General features: G+C 59.3%; 10 protein-coding genes and 1 pseudogene. 9 read left to right on the top strand and 2 right to left on the bottom strand.

The window, feature by feature from the left end; all coding sequences use genetic code 11:
• The first annotated feature begins 58 nt into the window (after positions 1-58).
• From PMA3_RS15055 to PMA3_RS33135, 4 genes are all read left to right on the top strand, one after another.
• Positions 59-2,626, top strand: coding sequence for an S-type pyocin domain-containing protein (locus PMA3_RS15055; protein ID WP_064677902.1), 2,568 nt, complete (start codon positions 59-61; stop codon positions 2,624-2,626).
• Positions 2,616-2,891, top strand: a complete 276-nt coding sequence (locus PMA3_RS15050) for a bacteriocin immunity protein (RefSeq protein WP_064677901.1) — start codon at positions 2,616-2,618, stop codon at positions 2,889-2,891. Before PMA3_RS15055 ends, PMA3_RS15050 begins: the two co-directional genes overlap by 11 nt.
• A gap of 93 nt (positions 2,892-2,984) precedes the next feature.
• Positions 2,985-4,481, top strand: a complete 1,497-nt coding sequence (locus tag PMA3_RS15045; protein WP_064677900.1) for a bacteriocin immunity protein — start codon at positions 2,985-2,987, stop codon at positions 4,479-4,481.
• Positions 4,482-4,743: 262 nt separating this feature from the next.
• Entirely contained in the window at positions 4,744-5,052 is a 309-nt protein-coding gene (locus PMA3_RS33135) for a hypothetical protein (protein WP_237140754.1), read from the top strand.
• 200 nt (positions 5,053-5,252) lie between these two features.
• Here the strand turns inward: PMA3_RS33135 and PMA3_RS33780 are convergent.
• A pseudogene (locus PMA3_RS33780) lies at positions 5,253-5,765 on the bottom strand (RHS repeat-associated core domain-containing protein); the annotation flags it as partial.
• A gap of 250 nt (positions 5,766-6,015) precedes the next feature.
• Positions 6,016-6,441, bottom strand: a complete 426-nt coding sequence (locus tag PMA3_RS15040) for a YciI family protein (RefSeq protein WP_064677899.1) — start codon at positions 6,439-6,441, stop codon at positions 6,016-6,018.
• A 265-nt stretch (positions 6,442-6,706) separates the two neighbouring features.
• Between PMA3_RS15040 and tpx the strand changes: the two genes are divergently transcribed.
• From tpx to PMA3_RS15010, 5 genes are all read left to right on the top strand, one after another.
• Complete coding sequence (gene tpx, locus PMA3_RS15030; RefSeq protein ID WP_064677897.1) at positions 6,707-7,207, top strand: thiol peroxidase; 501 nt, start codon at positions 6,707-6,709, stop codon at positions 7,205-7,207.
• A 178-nt stretch (positions 7,208-7,385) separates the two neighbouring features.
• Positions 7,386-8,702 carry an MdtA/MuxA family multidrug efflux RND transporter periplasmic adaptor subunit gene (locus PMA3_RS15025; protein WP_064677896.1) on the top strand — a complete coding sequence of 439 codons (1,317 nt, stop codon included), beginning with the start codon at positions 7,386-7,388 and terminating at the stop codon, positions 8,700-8,702.
• Positions 8,699-11,803 (top strand): MdtB/MuxB family multidrug efflux RND transporter permease subunit, encoded by a 3,105-nt coding sequence (locus tag PMA3_RS15020; protein WP_064677895.1) that lies wholly within the window; start codon positions 8,699-8,701, stop codon positions 11,801-11,803. Before PMA3_RS15025 ends, PMA3_RS15020 begins: the two co-directional genes overlap by 4 nt.
• The gene (locus tag PMA3_RS15015) at positions 11,800-14,907 is read left to right on the top strand and encodes an efflux RND transporter permease subunit (RefSeq protein WP_064677894.1); all 3,108 of its coding nucleotides are present in this window, start codon (positions 11,800-11,802) and stop codon (positions 14,905-14,907) included. Before PMA3_RS15020 ends, PMA3_RS15015 begins: the two co-directional genes overlap by 4 nt.
• Complete coding sequence (locus tag PMA3_RS15010; protein ID WP_064677893.1) at positions 14,904-16,385, top strand: efflux transporter outer membrane subunit; 1,482 nt, start codon at positions 14,904-14,906, stop codon at positions 16,383-16,385. The genes PMA3_RS15015 and PMA3_RS15010 overlap by 4 nt, the downstream gene beginning before the upstream one ends.
• Positions 16,386-16,482: the final 97 nt, after the last annotated feature.

The raw sequence follows: 16,482 nt of genomic DNA, 5'->3' as shown, positions 1-16,482 counted from the left end.
ACCGCACCTGACTATCCCCCCATCGACATGCTGTGCCCTACAGACAAGGAGAGACTGTATGGCACAACAAACACTCAACGATGGATCAACAGGAGATGTAGTCATCAGATCCGGCCCGCCGGCTTCGGGTGGCGGTGGCGGTTCAGGGGGCGGCGGTTCTGGAGGTAACCGCGTAGGCGCGTCCGGGGTATTCAGTGGCCCCAGTCGAAGCACAAAAGAGGCCAGGAGGCGGGTCAAACAGGAGTACCTGCGGGCCCAGGAACAACAGCGAATTGAGGCAGCGGCCGCCGAGGCACAAGCGCAGGAACACGTCCGAGTGCAGGCGCGACAGCAAGTGCTCGAGTCGTGGATGCAGCGTCATCACAACTTAAGGACTGCTGTCGACCAAAGCTTCTCTGCCAAAGCCGCGCAACTGACGTCATCGCTTCAGGACGAAATTTTGGCGGCTAAACGCGCACCCAACAACGATTCGACCGAACGCTGGCAGCTGTATCTCATCACCAAAGCGAAAAACGAAATTGACGGGCTGATCGCCCGTAAAACTTCAGAACTCAGCGCAAAGAACGCGTCTGCCCATGCGTTCGATGGTCACAATGCGCTCGTTCGTTCAGCGAGTGATTACCTGGCGCGCCTGGACCAGTTCGGCGAAGCACTCGGTACTGGTCATCAGATTTGGGAAAACGCCTACAACGCCGCCCATGAAGCGAATTTGTTGTCGGCACAAATCAATGCGCTGACCGAAAAATCCACTGCCTTGTCCAGGCACCATGCCGAACAGACCATCGCCTGGCGCGAAAGAGAAGCCGTCTCGGAGCGTCATCGGCAGGCTGCCGAGCAACGCGATGCGCGCATTCGCTTCAAGCAGCAAGCCGATGCAGATTCGCGCATAGAGCGGGTCAGGCAGGCCAACACGCTGACAGTACCTGTCACTGCGCTTGCCCATGGCGGGATGATCCTGTCCCAGGAAGCCGTACATGTTGCACAAGAGGTCGCCGCAGCGCTGGAAAAAGCAGTTCAGGCGGCCACCGATACGCTCATCGATGTCCTGCGCATTGGAGCAAGGACAGGCCCGGTTTTCGTCACGGCGATGGTGTATTCACCCACCCTGGGCAATGGCGAGTTGACTGCGGAACAACGCAGGCGGCTGTTCCACGCTGTCAGCGTGCCGGTTCAAGCATTGGGGCTTTACGACCGTCAAGAGCTGCAAACGATCGCTGACGCAGGCGGTCAGGCAGAGGTGGAGTCCCGGCTCAAAATCGTCGCCATACCGGAAGGTACTGCGATCATCGCCGTCAGTACCGGGGGTGACGTTGATTCTCGCATTTCAGTCATCAATGCGGTACTCGATCCCCTGTCCGGTCTCTACACCGCCGAGATCCCTGGAGCGCCGCCCCGGCACTTGCAGATCACGCCTGATACCACGTTTCAGCCCGCCATGACGAACCCGTCTCGGCTGGCTGTTACACCGTCCGAGGTTCTGGACATCCCGTCAGGTGTCGATTTACGCATTCAGGACTGCATCGTTTGCGTGCCTGGCCTGCCGCCGACCTATCTGTCCTTCAGTTTGCCACCGATGGGGGCAGGCGTCGTCACCGGCACCGGACAACCGGCAACGACTGACTGGTGGAACTCTGCCCCCCAGACTCAGGGGGCAGCCATTCCCGCTCAGATCGGCGATCAGTTTCGAGGTCGGGAATTCAAGTCGTTCGAAGCCTTCGACAAAGCCGTGTGGCAAACGCTCGGAGAGCATCGTCTGCTTGCCGCTGCATTCGATGAGGTGAACAAAAAACGCATCGAACAAGGTTTCGCCCCCTACGCGCCGAAAAGCATGTGGGTCGGTGAAAACCGTGAGTTCGAATTGCGTTATCAGGAGCGGTCGGAATTCTGGTCTGATCCGTTCAATCTCGACAAGATCAGTATCAAGACACCGAATAATTCTGAAGGCTGGCTCGGGATTGCACCTGCAGTGGTTCCTTGGCCTATTCCACCCGCCACTAGCTGGAAACCTTTGGTGCCGCCGGGCAGCGAACACCTCGGGTCGACGACGTCGCCCATCACTCCAACCGTACCAGTGGTTAATCCCGGCAACCCGGCCATCCCGGTCCTACCGCAAAACGAGACGTTTCCGGCTGTTGACGAAGGGGAGATTGGTGCGAGAATTCCCGGGTTTCCGGGGGATATGGAGCTGCCTTCGCCGGATGCTTTGTTTCGTGATCGGCGAGACGATCCGGGTGTCGCAACAGGGGTAGGGCAGGCAATTTCAGGGGTATGGTTAGGCGGTGCTGCGCGGGAGAAGGGAGCTCCTATACCTTCGCAAATTGCTGATCAGTTAAGAGGGAAGGAGTTTGCCAATTTCCATCGATTCAGAGAGGCTGTTTGGAAGGCTGTGGCGGCGGATTCGAGACTGAGTCAGCAGTTCAGTGACCACAACCTACGCAGAATGCGCGAGGGCCTGGCTCCGTACCCTCGGCTCGTCGATCAAAGCGGCGGGCGTAAAACGTTCGAACTTCATCATGATGTGGAAGTGGCAATGGGCGGCGACGTTTATGGAATTGAAAATATTTCGGTTATGACTCCACAGCGTCATATACAGCTACACAAGGAAAGAAAAAATCATGATCTTTAAAGAGAAATTAGAGGACTACACCGAAGCTGAGTTTTTGTCGTTTCTGCGAAGATTTCGCGATTATCCCGATGGATTGCACGGCAGAGCGCTGGAGGTATATTTAGACCGTCTTCTTACGCACTTTGAACTCATCACAGAACACCCCGACCGCTCAGACGTCATCTTCTATCCTAAGGAAGGCCAGGAGGACAGTCCTGAAGGAATCTTGAAAGAAGTCAAAGAATGGCGCGCAGCCAATAACAAATCTGGTTTCAAGCTGGAGTAACTCGCGTATTCACAATCGTTAGCTGGCATCTTACCCGTATAGATGTCAGCTTCTTCGGCTGTCTTGCCCAAGAGCAACAAGGAAGAACCAAAGATGGAACTTAAAGCAACACTCAAGGAATACACCACATCGGAATTTCAGGCGCTGGTTAACAGGATCTGGGCCGTCGATTTACCAAAACAGGACCATGATCGGCTGATCAATCATTTTGACCGGATCGTCGGTCACCCCCAAGGCGCAGACTTGCTGTTTTACGCCAACGACAGATTCATTTCGAACAGCGCGGAGCTGGTCGTGCATAACGTCAGAAGCTGGCATAAAAAACAAGGCGTCGCGGCGTTTCAGGACGAGACTGTCGCAGTACCGCGTCCATCGGTGCCGACAAGCCCTGTCGCCCGCAGCCTGATGGAGGTGCAAAAAATTGCTGCGGACGTGGCCCTTTCAGAACAAGCCGTAGAAATGGCATTCGGCGTTTTTGAACGGGGTATCCAGCATTCGCGAAGTCAACAGAGCGCTCCGCTGGGTATATCTGAACAGGAGACGCGCATACGTGCCCTGGAGCTTGCTCAGCACGAAACCTTAATAGCCGTCAGGAAGTTCGAATTCCATAAAATGCGCATTCAATTCGCCAAAAACAGTGCTCAGAGCAACCTGAATTATGCGCGGTCAGAGCAAGCGCAGTGGCAGGGCATCACACAACAGATCAATGCCACGCACGACCGTTACATTGCGCTATTGGCCACCATTGCTCAACGGCATCGTGCGTTTCATGACCAGGCCGAAGCATTATTAGAGGAGGCTCAGGAGCAATTGATTCGTTCTCGTACCCAGGCCGGCGTCGGGCCGGCGCAAACCGCTCACTTGATGCCTGCGTCACTGGTCGTAGCCAATAAACGCCCCGACATTTTGCTGGATCGCGCGCCGTCGACGTTGCTGTTTTCTCAACAGGTTGACCTGCAAAAAGCCATTCGTTCGGCCGTCGCAGAATTTACCTGGCGCAATACGTCAGGCGAGCTGAGTGATGAAAACCAATGCGCCGGTGTATTGCAGTTCGAATTCTCCAGCCGCGCGGATACGAAGATTTTCGGCCTCAGCGTTCCCTTGTCCGAGTTGCAGCCGCTAGAGGGGCAGGATTGGCAGGCGCTGGCAGCAGAGGGGAGCGAGGTCGAGGTTTTTTTCAGAATGGGCACCGCTGTCGTACCCGGTAAACCCGGAACGATGTTCAAGGGCTTGCGCGAGATCAAGGTGCTGGAACAGGTTTACATTACGCCGTCGCCGCGAAATACGCCGAGCGCCCGGGTAAGGGTCAGAGTGGCGCAGTATGACGAGCAACTCAACGCTTACAGTTTCACCACTGACGGCACCGCACCGATCACCGTTCGCTGGGCTGAGCCGGTCACTCTGGAAAGAAGTGTTCCCGCAGCACCGACGGCATCGCATCGCCTGGGGTTTGTTCATTCCTCGCCACTACCCGCCCTTGAGCCTCTCGCGGGCGAAGGGAAAGACCTACGGATCGACGACTATATCGTCGTTTTCCCTTTTGAATCAGAGCTCGATCCGCTGTACGTGATATTCACCAATCGACGGTGAGCATTCGGTTTAACCGGTGGAGTACGAAGCGTTCGATCACGCCCATCGCCAACTGCAATGGTTCGGGCGTGATCGCGCTATCGTTTAACACCATTCAGGCTCAATGAGTCAGGGCTTCTTCATCAACTCTTTGGTTTCGGCGAATGGGCCTTCGGTATGGCTGCATCGTTACTGGCCGGATTGACGCCTTATCCGAGCGACGTGGGTAGGCATGGGGTTCGAACGATATGAAATATTTCCTTGATCATCCAGTGACAACATAGTGTCCTCAAAGGTTAGCCGAGGAGTTGATTCAGAAGAGTATGAAGATATTGAGCTTAAAGACTCGTTTGAGTGCCATCCAGCGCCTCTGCGTCTGCCAGAACCAGACCAATCCGAATCTGACGGGATCGATACTCGTCCCGAGCCGCTTGATGCTGTGGCAGTCGAACTCGTGGACCCAGACGAAACGATGGAGCTGTTCGATCCGAATGATTGGTCAGCTAGCAGGGAAGGAATCGACTCTGTTGATCTGTTTGAATTGAAAGAGTCGATTGAGTCTAGCGAACCAGTCAATCTGGATCTGCTCTGAGTACCCAAGCTTCTGCCCAGTGGATGATAACTAAAAGATGGCATCCTGATAGGATCTAGCGCGGGTAGTGCAACGATGCTTGAATTCGACAGGCGTCCCAGACTGCTCGAACCTGCCAAACGCGATACAACATTGCCTCTGGCATTAAAGGCTTCTGCAAAACGGACGAAAGCGCCCAATAAGGCAGCATGCCCACTCGGATCCCTGCGATTAACCGGATCGCCCAGACAATACGCATACGAATTCAATCCACCATCCCCGAACGGACTCCAACTGTCCGGGCTGTTAAAGCGCATCAATACCGGGTTAAACGCCCTGTATCCACTCCCCAGGAAATAGTGTCCAGTCACTGGTTCCCGCCGCTCGCCGTTGAACCCGAGCAAGCTCAGCAGATCGCTGCTGGCGGGCCGATGGCCGTAGGGCGAATAAGCGATGAGTTGGGGTGAATCGGTGTTATCGGTATGCAGCACCGACCGTTGCCAGTCAGTGACAAGCATTGTGGTTTCCACCCTTGCCCCGACACTTCGTTGCGCGAGAAGCAGATCGTCGTGTTGGAAGATGGAGCGCTGCAACAGGCCATGTATTTCTGTGGCCAACCGGGTTTTGCAGTAGAAGAGTTGAGACGCGGCATCCGCTGATGGAGAAACACAAACAAGCCGGTCCAGCGGATCATAATTATAGCGGCAGCGAATGATTTCATGGCTGGAAGGCATGGATGAACTCCACTGAGTGTTGGAAGGGCAGTGGGTTCAGGTTCGTTGCTGGTAGCGAAACTGTCTACTAGCAGAACTGCTAGGTTGTAGAAGCGAGCTCGCTCCAAGGTGGCGTTCCGACGATGGACTCAAAAGTGTCGCGTTTCGCCAATTCACATGCGTCATCGTTAACGTCCATCGTCGGAGCGCCGCCCGGAGCAAGCTTGCTCTTACAGTGGGATCAGGTCTATACCGGGCATTAGTGCGAACTTCAGCTCTTTTTCATCTGCTCGCGCAGTCGTTCTTCCTGCTCGCGCAGCGCTGGTGAAAATTCGTCACCGAAATCCTCGGCCTCGTACACTTGGCGAATCTCGATCTCGGCGTCGGTGCCCGGCATCGGGTTGGGACAGCGCTTGACCCAGTCGATCGCTTCCTGTTTCGACTTCACCTCCCACAGCCAGTAGCCGGCGATCAATTCCTTGGTTTCGGCGAACGGTCCGTCGATCACCAAGCGCCGGTCACCCGAAAAGTGCACGCGGGCGCCTTTGCTGCTGGGCTGCAGGCCGTCGCAGTCGATGAGGACGCCGGCCTTGGCCAGTTCCTCGTTGAAATTGCCCATCGCGGTCATCAGTTCTTCGCTGGGCAGGATGCCGGCTTCGGACTCCGGGCTGGCTTTCACAAAAATCATGAATCGCATGGTCTTGTCTCCGCTGGAGTTGAGTGACTCGGTTCTAGTCGAATGACCCTGTCCTGAATCGACAACACTGCAAACGAAAGATCACTGCAAATTGTCCTGAGACCCAGGCTTCCTGTAGGCGCCGGATGAGCCGCGGATTTTTGTATCCAGTTTTGCGGCTAACTGAATGACAGATTTGTATCTGGGCATAGGTCGCCAGACCATTTCATGGTTAACTTCGGCCTCGTCAAAAATCTCCACATCAACGATCAGAAGGACTACGTTCATGGCTCAAGTCACTCTTAAAGGCAACCCGGTTCAAGTCAACGGCGAACTGCCACAAGCCGGTTCCAAGGCGCCAGCCTTTTCCCTGGTGGCGGGCAATCTGTCCGACAAGACCCTGGCAGACTTCGCCGGCAAGCGTAAAGTGTTGAACATCTTCCCAAGCGTCGACACCCCGACCTGCGCTACCTCCGTGCGCAAGTTCAACGCCCAGGCCAACGACATCGCCAACACCGTGGTGCTGTGCATCTCCGCTGACCTGCCATTCGCCCAGGCCCGTTTCTGCGGTGCCGAAGGCCTGGATAACGTGCAGAACCTGTCGACGCTGCGCGGTGCCGAGTTCATCCAGAACTACGGCGTGGCGATTGCCGATGGTCCGCTCAAAGGCCTGACCGCCCGTGCCGTCGTGGTGCTGGACGAAAACGACAACGTGCTGCACAGCGAACTGGTCAAGGAAATCGCTGAAGAACCGAACTACGAAGCCGCACTTGCCGTTCTGAAATAAGCAAACGCTTACAATTGTTAACGGCCTGGCCCTGTCCAGGCCGTTTTCATTTGTGCTTCAGTGTCTTAGACAAACCTCCTGATACGTAAGCCAAAGGTAAATAGCCGGTAAAGGCGCTTTGCTAAACGCCCCCCAGTGCTTATCGTTCAGCCTCCCGTAGAAAAAGCCCACGCGCCCAATGGTTGATCATTCAATGCAATCCTCTGCTTCCCGTAGTCCTCGTCGCTGGCTGTTCGGCCTGCTTGTGCTGTTGGTCATCGCCGTCCTGTGCTGGAAATTCTGGCCCGGTGGAGATGTGCCAAAACAAGGCGCGGGGCAAAAAGCCGTGACCGGGCAGACCGGTCGGTCCGGGGGGATGCGTCCGGGTTTCGGTGGCGCGGCCGGCCCGGTGCCGGTGCGGGTGGCGCCGGCGGTGAAGGGCGACTTCCCGCTGTACTACAAGGCGTTGGGCACCGTGACGGCACAGAACACCATCAATGTGCGCAGCCGGGTCGGCGGCGAGCTGATCAAGATTGCGTTTGAAGAAGGGCAGATGGTCAAGGCGGGCGATCTGCTGGCCGAGATCGACCCGCGTCCTTACCAGAACGCCTTGCTCCAGGCCGAAGGCACCTTGCTGCAGAACCAGGCGCAACTGAAGAACGCCCAGGTCGATGTCGAACGGTACCGCGGCCTGTATCGCGAGGACAGCATTGCCAAGCAGACCCTGGACACCGCCGAAGCACTGGTGGGGCAGTACCAGGGCACGGTCAAGACCAACCAGGCGGCGGTCAACGACGCCAAGCTCAATCTCGAATTCACCCGGATCCGCGCACCGATCACCGGCCGCGTGGGCCTGCGTCAGCTGGACGTCGGCAACCTCGTCGCCGCCAATGACACCACGGCGCTGGCCATCATCACCCAGACCCAACCGATCAGCGTGGCTTTTACCCTGCCGGAAAACAGCCTTGACGTCGTACTGGCCCGCTATCGCTCCGGCGCCAAACTGCCTGCCGAAGCCTGGGACCGTGGCGACACCAAGTTGCAGGCCACCGGCGTGTTGCAGAGCCTGGACAACCAGATCGACGTCACCACCGGCACCTTGAAATTCAAGGCGCGCTACGAGAACCGTGACCAGGCGTTGTTCCCCAATCAGTTCGTCAACGTCCACCTGCTGGCCGACACCCTTAAAGATGTCGTGCTGGTACCCTCGGCGGCGATCCAGTTCGGCACCAACGGCACCTTCGTCTACGCGATGGAAGGCGACAAGAAGGTCACGATCCGTCAGTTGAAAGTGGGGGCCAGCGACGGCGACAACACCGTAATCACCGAGGGCCTGGCCGCCGGTGATCGGGTAGTGCTCGAAGGCACCGACCGCCTGAAGGAAGGCAGCGAAGTGGAAGTGGTCAATGACAGCAAGGATGTGCCGACCACCCCCACCGAGCATCTGCAGGGCAAGTCGGCCGCCACCGCGCCTGACGCGACCGTCTCCGACAAGGCGAAAAAGGGCGGCGCATGAACATCTCGCGGCTGTTCATCCTTCGCCCGGTCGCCACGACCCTGAGCATGCTGGCCATTATTCTGGCGGGTGTGATCGCTTATCGATTGTTGCCGGTGTCGGCCTTGCCCCAGGTCGATTACCCGACCATTCGCGTCATGACGCTATACCCCGGCGCCAGCCCGGATGTCATGACCAGCGCTGTGACCGCGCCACTGGAGCGCCAGTTCGGGCAGATGCCCGGCCTGACCCAGATGGCCTCGACCAGTTCCGGCGGCGCATCGGTGCTGACTCTGCGCTTCAGTCTCGACATCAACATGGACGTCGCCGAGCAGCAGGTGCAGGCGGCGATCAACGCCGCGACCAATCTGCTGCCCACGGACCTGCCGGCGCCGCCGGTGTACAACAAGGTCAACCCGGCGGACACCCCGGTGTTGACCCTGGCCATCACCTCCAAGACCATGCTGTTGCCCAAGCTCAACGATCTGGTCGACACCCGCATGGCGCAGAAGATCGCCCAGATCAGTGGCGTCGGCATGGTCAGCATTGCCGGTGGCCAGCGTCAGGCGGTGCGTATCAAGGTCAACCCCGAAGCCCTCGCGGCCAACGGCCTGAACCTGTCCGACGTACGGACCCTGATCGGCGCCTCCAACGTCAATCAGCCCAAGGGCAACTTCGACGGCCCGACCCGGGTGTCGATGCTCGATGCCAACGACCAGCTGACCTCGCCCAAGGATTACGCCAACCTGATCCTGGCCTACGCCAACGGTGCGCCATTGCGGCTCAAGGACGTGGCAGAGATCGTCGACGGCGCCGAGAACGAACGCCTGGCGGCCTGGGCCAATGAAAACCAGGCGGTGTTGCTGAACATCCAGCGCCAACCCGGCGCCAACGTCATCGAGGTGGTCGACCGGATCAAGGCCTTGCTGCCGAGCATCACCGATAACCTGCCGGCCGGCCTCGATGTGGTGGTGCTCACCGACCGCACCCAGACCATCCGCGCCTCCGTGACCGACGTGCAGCACGAATTGCTGATCGCCATTGCCCTGGTGGTGATGGTGACCTTCCTGTTCCTGCGCCGCGCCAGCGCCACGATCATTCCGTCGGTGGCCGTGCCGCTGTCGTTGATCGGTACCTTTGGCGTGATGTACCTCGCCGGTTTCTCGGTCAACAACCTGACCCTGATGGCCCTGACCATCGCCACCGGTTTCGTGGTGGACGATGCGATCGTGATGCTGGAGAACATTTCCCGCTACATCGAAGAGGGTGACAGCCCGCTGAATGCGGCGCTCAAGGGCGCCAAGCAGATCGGATTCACCCTGGTGTCCCTGACCCTGTCACTGATCGCGGTACTGATTCCATTGCTGTTCATGGCGGACGTGGTGGGGCGCCTGTTTCGCGAATTTGCGATCACCCTGGCGGTGGCCATCCTCATCTCGCTGGTGGTGTCCCTGACCTTGACGCCGATGATGTGCGCACGGCTGCTCAAGCGTGAACCCAAGGAAGAAGAACAGGGCCGTTTTTACCGGGCCAGTGGCGCAACAATTGATTGGATGATCGCGGCTTACGGGCGTAAGTTAAAGTGGGTTCTCAAGCATCAACCCCTGACGTTGCTGGTGGCCATCGGCACCCTGGCGCTGACCGTGTTCCTGTACATGGTGGTGCCCAAGGGCTTCTTCCCGGTGCAGGACACCGGGGTGATCCAGGGCATTTCCGAGGCGCCGCAGTCGATTTCCTTTGCGGCCATGAGCGAGCGGCAACAGGAACTGGCCAAGGTGATCCTTGCCGATCCGGCGGTGGAGAGCCTGTCATCCTACATCGGGGTCGATGGCGATAACTCGACGCTCAACAGCGGCCGGTTGCTGATCAACCTCAAGTCCCACAGCGACCGTGATCTGAGCGCCACCGAAGTGATTGCGCGCCTGCAACCCGAGCTGGACAAGCTGACCGGCATTCGCCTGTTCATGCAGCCGGTGCAGGATTTGACCATCGAAGACCGGGTCAGCCGCACCCAGTACCAATTCAGCATGTCATCGCCAGACTCGGAGTTGCTGAGCCTGTGGAGTGGCCGCCTGGTGGACGCCCTGGCCCAACGGCCGGAGCTGACCGACGTCGCCAGCGACTTGCAGGACAAAGGCTTGCAGGTCTACCTGGTGATCGATCGTGACGCGGCGTCGCGGGTCGGGGTATCGGTGTCGAACATCACCGACGCGTTGTACGACGCCTTCGGCCAGCGGCAGATTTCTACCATCTACACCCAGGCCAGCCAGTACCGCGTGGTCCTGCAATCGCAGGCCGGCGAGAAGATCGGCCCGGACGCGCTCAATCAGATTCACGTCAAGACCACCGATGGCGGGCAAGTGCGCCTGTCCAGCCTCGCGCGCCTCGAAGAGCGTCAGGCGCAGTTGGCGATCACCCACATCGGCCAGTTCCCGGCGGTGATGATGTCGTTCAACCTGGCACCCGGTGTGGCGCTGGGGCATGCGGTGGAAATCATTGAACAGGTGCAACAGGACATCGGCATGCCGATCGGCGTGCAGACCCAGTTCCAGGGCGCGGCCGAGGCATTCCAGGCCTCGCTGTCGAGCACCTTGCTGCTGATCCTGGCGGCGGTGGTGACCATGTACATCGTGCTCGGCGTGCTGTACGAAAGCTATATCCACCCGATCACCATCCTCTCGACCTTGCCCTCGGCGGCAGTCGGCGCCTTGCTGGCGCTGCTGCTGAGCGGCAACGACCTGGGGATGATCGCGATCATCGGCATCATCCTGCTGATCGGTATCGTGAAAAAGAACGCGATCATGATGATCGACTTCGCCCTCGACGCTGAGCGCAATCAGGGTCTGGACCCGGAAACGGCGATCTATCAGGCGGCGCTGCTGCGCTTCCGGCCGATCCTGATGACCACCCTGGCCGCGTTGTTCGGTGCGGTGCCGTTGATGCTGGCCACCGGTTCCGGCGCTGAACTGCGCCAGCCGTTGGGTCTGGTGATGGTCGGCGGCTTGCTGGTGAGTCAGGTATTGACGCTGTTTACCACCCCGGTGATTTACCTGTACTTCGACCGCCTGGGTCGTCGCTGGGGGCGCAAGCCCGGTTCCGTGGAAGTGGTCGAACAGCCATGAACCTCTCCGGACCTTTCATCAAGCGCCCGGTCGCGACCATGTTGCTGAGCCTGGCGATCATGCTGCTGGGCGGCGTCAGCTTCGGCCTGTTGCCCGTGTCGCCGCTGCCGCATATGGACTTCCCGGTGATCGTGGTCCAGGCCAACCTGCCCGGCGCGAGCCCGGAGGTGATGGCCTCGACCGTGGCCACCCCACTGGAGCGCTCCTTCGGGGCGATTGCCGGGGTGAACACCATGAGCAGCCGGTCCAGCCAGGGCTCGACCCGGGTGATCCTGCAATTTGACCTCGACCGCGACATCAACGGCGCGGCGCGGGAAGTGCAAGCGGCGATCAACGCCTCGCGCAACCTGCTGCCGAGCGGGATGCGCAGCATGCCGACCTATAAGAAGGTCAACCCGTCCCAGGCGCCGATCATGGTGTTGTCCTTGACCTCGGACGTACTGGAAAAAGGCCAGCTTTACGACCTGGCCTCGACCATCCTGTCCCAGAGCCTGTCCCAGGTGCAGGGCGTCGGCGAAGTGCAAATCGGCGGCAGCTCCCTGCCGGCAGTACGTATCGAGCTCGAGCCCCAGGCGCTGAACCAGTACGGCGTGGCCCTGGACGATGTGCGCAATACCATCGCCAATGCCAATGTGCGCCGCCCCAAGGGCTCGGTCGAAGACGGTCAGCGGCTATGGCAGGTGCAGGCCAACGATCAACTGGAGAAAGCCAAGGATTACGAGTCGCTGATCATCCATTACGCGGATGGCGCGGCCTTGCGCCTGAAGGATGTGGCCAAGGTCAGCGACGGCGTCGAGGACCGCTACAACAGCGGCTTCTTCAACGACGACGCGGCGGTGCTGCTGGTGATCAACCGCCAGGCCGGTGCCAACATCATCGAGACGGTCAATGAGATCAAGGCCCAGTTGCCGGCGCTGCAGGCGGTGCTGCCGGCCAGCGTCAAGCTGAACCTGGCGATGGACCGTTCACCGGTGATCAAGGCGACCCTGCACGAAGCGGAGATGACCCTGTTGATTGCCGTGGCCCTGGTGATCCTGGTGGTGTTTCTGTTTCTGGGTAATTTCCGCGCTTCATTGATCCCGACTCTGGCCGTACCGGTGTCGCTGGTCGGTACGTTCGCAGTGATGTACCTCTACGGCTTCTCGCTGAACAACCTGTCGCTGATGGCGCTGATCCTGGCCACCGGGCTGGTGGTGGACGACGCCATCGTGGTGCTGGAGAACATTTCCCGGCACATCGATAAAGGTGTGCCGCCGATGAAGGCGGCCTACCTTGGTGCCCAGGAAGTGGGTTTCACCTTGCTGTCGATGAACGTCTCGCTGGTGGCGGTGTTCCTGTCGATCCTGTTCATGGGCGGGATCGTCGAAAGCCTGTTCCGGGAGTTTTCCATCACCCTGGCGGCGTCCATCGTGGTGTCGCTGCTGGTCTCGCTGACGCTGACGCCGATGCTCTGCGCCCGCTGGCTCAAGCCCCATACGCCGGGTCAGGAAAACCGCCTGCAACGCTGGAGCCAGCGGGCCAACGCCTGGATGGTCGGCAAATACGCCACCAGCCTCGACTGGGTGCTGCGTCACCGGCTGCTGACGCTGCTCAGTCTGTTTGTGACAGTCGGCGTTAACATTGCGTTGTATGTTGTTGTTCCCAAAACATTTATGCCGCAGCAGGATACCGGTCAGCTGATTGGTTTCGTGCGCGGTGACGACGGTCTGTCGTTCACCGTGATGCAGCCGAAAATGGAAATCTTCCGGCGCGAAGTGCTCAAGGATCCGGCGGTGGAAAGTGTCGCCGGCTTCATCGGCGGCAACAACGGCACCAACAACGCCTTCATGCTGGTGCGCCTGAAACCGATCAAGGAACGTAACCTGTCCGCGCAGAAAGTCATTGAGCGCCTGCGCAAGGAAATGCCCAAGGTCCCCGGTGCGCAGCTGATGCTGATGGCCGACCAGGACCTGCAGTTCGGCGGGGGCCGTGAGCAGACCACTTCGCAGTATTCATACATTCTGCAAAGCGGCGACCTGGGAGAGTTGCGCGAGTGGTACCCCAAAGTCGTGACCGCGCTCAAGGCGTTGCCGGAGCTGACGGCGATTGACGCCCGTGAGGGCCGTGGCGCCCAGCAAGTCACGCTGATTGTCGATCGCGACCAGGCCAAACGCCTGGGCGTCGACATGGACATGGTCACGTCGGTGCTCAACAACGCCTACAGCCAGCGGCAGATTTCGACGATTTACGACAGCCTCAACCAGTATCAGGTGGTGATGGAGGTCAATCCGAAGTATGCCCAGGATCCGATCACCCTCAATCAGGTCCAGGTGATCACCGCCGACGGCGCGCGGATTCCGCTGTCGACCATCGCTCATTATGAAAACAGCCTGGAAGACGATCGGGTCAGCCACGAAGGGCAGTTCGCCTCCGAGAGCATTTCCTTTGACATGGCCGAAGGCGTGACGGTGGAGCAGGGCACGGCCGCCATCGAGCGGGCGATTGCCAAGGTCGGCTTGCCTGAAGCCGTGATCGCGAAAATGTCCGGCACCGCCGATGCGTTTGCCGCCACCCAGAAGAGCCAGCCGTGGATGATTCTCGGGGCGCTGGTGGCGGTGTACCTGGTGTTGGGCGTGCTGTATGAAAGCTACATCCATCCGCTGACCATTCTCTCGACCTTGCCGTCGGCGGGGGTGGGCGCGCTGCTCTCGATCTACGCGCTGGGTGGTGAGTTCAGCCTGATTTCGTTGCTGGGCCTGTTTTTGCTGATTGGCGTGGTGAAGAAAAACGCCATTCTGATGATCGACCTGGCCTTGCAGCTTGAACGGCATCAGGGCCTGGAACCGCTGGAATCGATCCGCAGCGCCTGCCTGCAACGTCTGCGGCCGATTCTGATGACCACGCTGGCCGCCATCCTTGGCGCATTGCCATTACTGCTGGGCCGCGCCGAAGGGGCGGAAATGCGTCAACCCCTGGGCCTGACCATCATCGGCGGGTTGATCTTCAGCCAGGTGCTGACCCTCTACACCACCCCGGTGGTTTACCTCTATCTCGACAAACTGCGCCATCGCTTCAATCACTGGCGTGGGGTGCGTACCGATGCTGCTTTGGAAACTCCGCTATGACTGACCGTTCGCTGTTCAACCTGGCTGCACCCGTGGTCACGGCCCGAGGTTCGCGTTTACTCGGCCTGTCGCTGTGCGTGGCGCTGCTTGGTGCTTGCGCCATCGGCCCGGACTACCAGCGCCCGTCAGCCGCTGCGCCCGCTCAGTACAAGGAAGCAGCCGGCTGGCGCCAGGCCAATCCGAGCGATTCTTTGGCTCGCGGTGCCTGGTGGGAGTTGTATGGCGATCAGCAGCTCAATGACCTGATCGTGAAACTCAACAGCGCCAACCAGACCGTCGCGCAGTCCGAGGCCCAGTACCGTCAGGCCCAAGCCTTGGTTCGCAGTGCCCGTGGGGCGTTTTTCCCCACCGTGGACCTGACGGTCGGAAAAGACCGTTCCAGCCAGGGCACCGGTAGCAGCAGCTCGAGCCTGACCAGTACCTCCAGCGGTATCCGTGATACTTACACCGCTCAGGCCGGGGTCAGTTGGGAGGCCGATGTCTGGGGCAAACTGCGCCGAGGCCTTGAAGCCGACACGGCCAACGCCGAGGCGAGTTGTGCCGATCTGGCGGCGATGCGCCTGAGCCAGCAGTCGGAACTGGTGCAGAACTACCTGCAGTTGCGGGTGATCGATGAACAGAAACGCCTGCTTGAAGCGACAGTTGAAGCCTATCGACGCTCGCTGACAATGACTCAAAACCAGTATCGCGCTGGGGTATCCGGCAAGGACGCGGTGGCCCAGGCCACCACTCAGCTCAAAACGACCGAGGCCGAACTGGTCGACCTGATCTGGCAGCGTGCCCAGTTTGAGAACGCCATTGCCGTACTGGTCGGGCTGCCGCCAGCCGGGTTCGACCTGGCTGAAACCAAGGACATCCCGGCGTTGCCCCAGGTGCCGCTGGCCCTGCCTTCGCAATTGCTGGAACGCCGCCCGGACATCGCCGCCGCCGAACGCTCGGTAATGGCAGCCAATGCCAACATCGGCGTGGCCAAGGCCGCGTATTACCCGGACCTGACGTTGAGCTTGAACGGTGGTTATAGCAGCAGCACCTCCAACAACTGGTTCAGCGTGCCTAACCGCTTCTGGTCGGTCGGACCGCAACTGGCGATGACTTTGTTCGACGGCGGTCAGCGCTCGGCGGAAGTCGACCGCAGCGAGGCCGCCTACGATGAAACCGTGGCCAAATACCGCCAGACCGTGCTCGACAGCTTCCGGGAAGTGGAGAACTATCTGGTTCAACTCAAGGTGCTGGAAAACGAAGCGGGCGTACGCCAGGAAGCACTGGACGCGGCGCGTGAATCGCTTCGCCTGATCCAGAATCAATACAAGGCCGGGGTCATTGCTTATCTCGACGTGGTGGTGGTGCAAGCAACGGCATTAAATAATGAACGTAACGTGTTGAATTTGTTGCAGAGTCGGTTGATTGCCAGTGTGCAATTGATCGCGGCGCTGGGCGGTGGATGGGACGGGGCGCTGCAGGTCAGCGACAAGCAATAACCTCACTTTGTGGCGTGGGAGTTTGGCTCCCTCGCCACCATTAATGTGACCCACTGGGGCCTGCACAGCACTTCAAACAAGCGTTTCATCGGCTTGA

Origin of the sequence: Pseudomonas silesiensis (assembly GCF_001661075.1) — a bacterium.
GTDB lineage: Bacteria > Pseudomonadota > Gammaproteobacteria > Pseudomonadales > Pseudomonadaceae > Aquipseudomonas > Aquipseudomonas silesiensis.
This window is presented reverse-complemented; position numbering and strand designations above follow the sequence as displayed.

Bases quoted from the DNA above. Each gene is read 5' to 3' on its own strand.
- PMA3_RS15025 (WP_064677896.1), top strand. From the start codon at position 7,386: ATGGTTGATCATTCAATGCAATCCTCTGCTTCCCGTAGTCCTCGTCGC.
- PMA3_RS15050 (WP_064677901.1), top strand. From the start codon at position 2,616: ATGATCTTTAAAGAGAAATTAGAGGACTACACCGAAGCTGAGTTTTTG.
- PMA3_RS15020 (WP_064677895.1), top strand. From the start codon at position 8,699: ATGAACATCTCGCGGCTGTTCATCCTTCGCCCGGTCGCCACGACCCTG.
- PMA3_RS15040 (WP_064677899.1), bottom strand. From the start codon at position 6,441: ATGCGATTCATGATTTTTGTGAAAGCCAGCCCGGAGTCCGAAGCCGGC.
- PMA3_RS15015 (WP_064677894.1), top strand. From the start codon at position 11,800: ATGAACCTCTCCGGACCTTTCATCAAGCGCCCGGTCGCGACCATGTTG.
- tpx (WP_064677897.1), top strand. From the start codon at position 6,707: ATGGCTCAAGTCACTCTTAAAGGCAACCCGGTTCAAGTCAACGGCGAA.
- PMA3_RS15010 (WP_064677893.1), top strand. From the start codon at position 14,904: ATGACTGACCGTTCGCTGTTCAACCTGGCTGCACCCGTGGTCACGGCC.
- PMA3_RS15055 (WP_064677902.1), top strand. From the start codon at position 59: ATGGCACAACAAACACTCAACGATGGATCAACAGGAGATGTAGTCATC.
- PMA3_RS15045 (WP_064677900.1), top strand. From the start codon at position 2,985: ATGGAACTTAAAGCAACACTCAAGGAATACACCACATCGGAATTTCAG.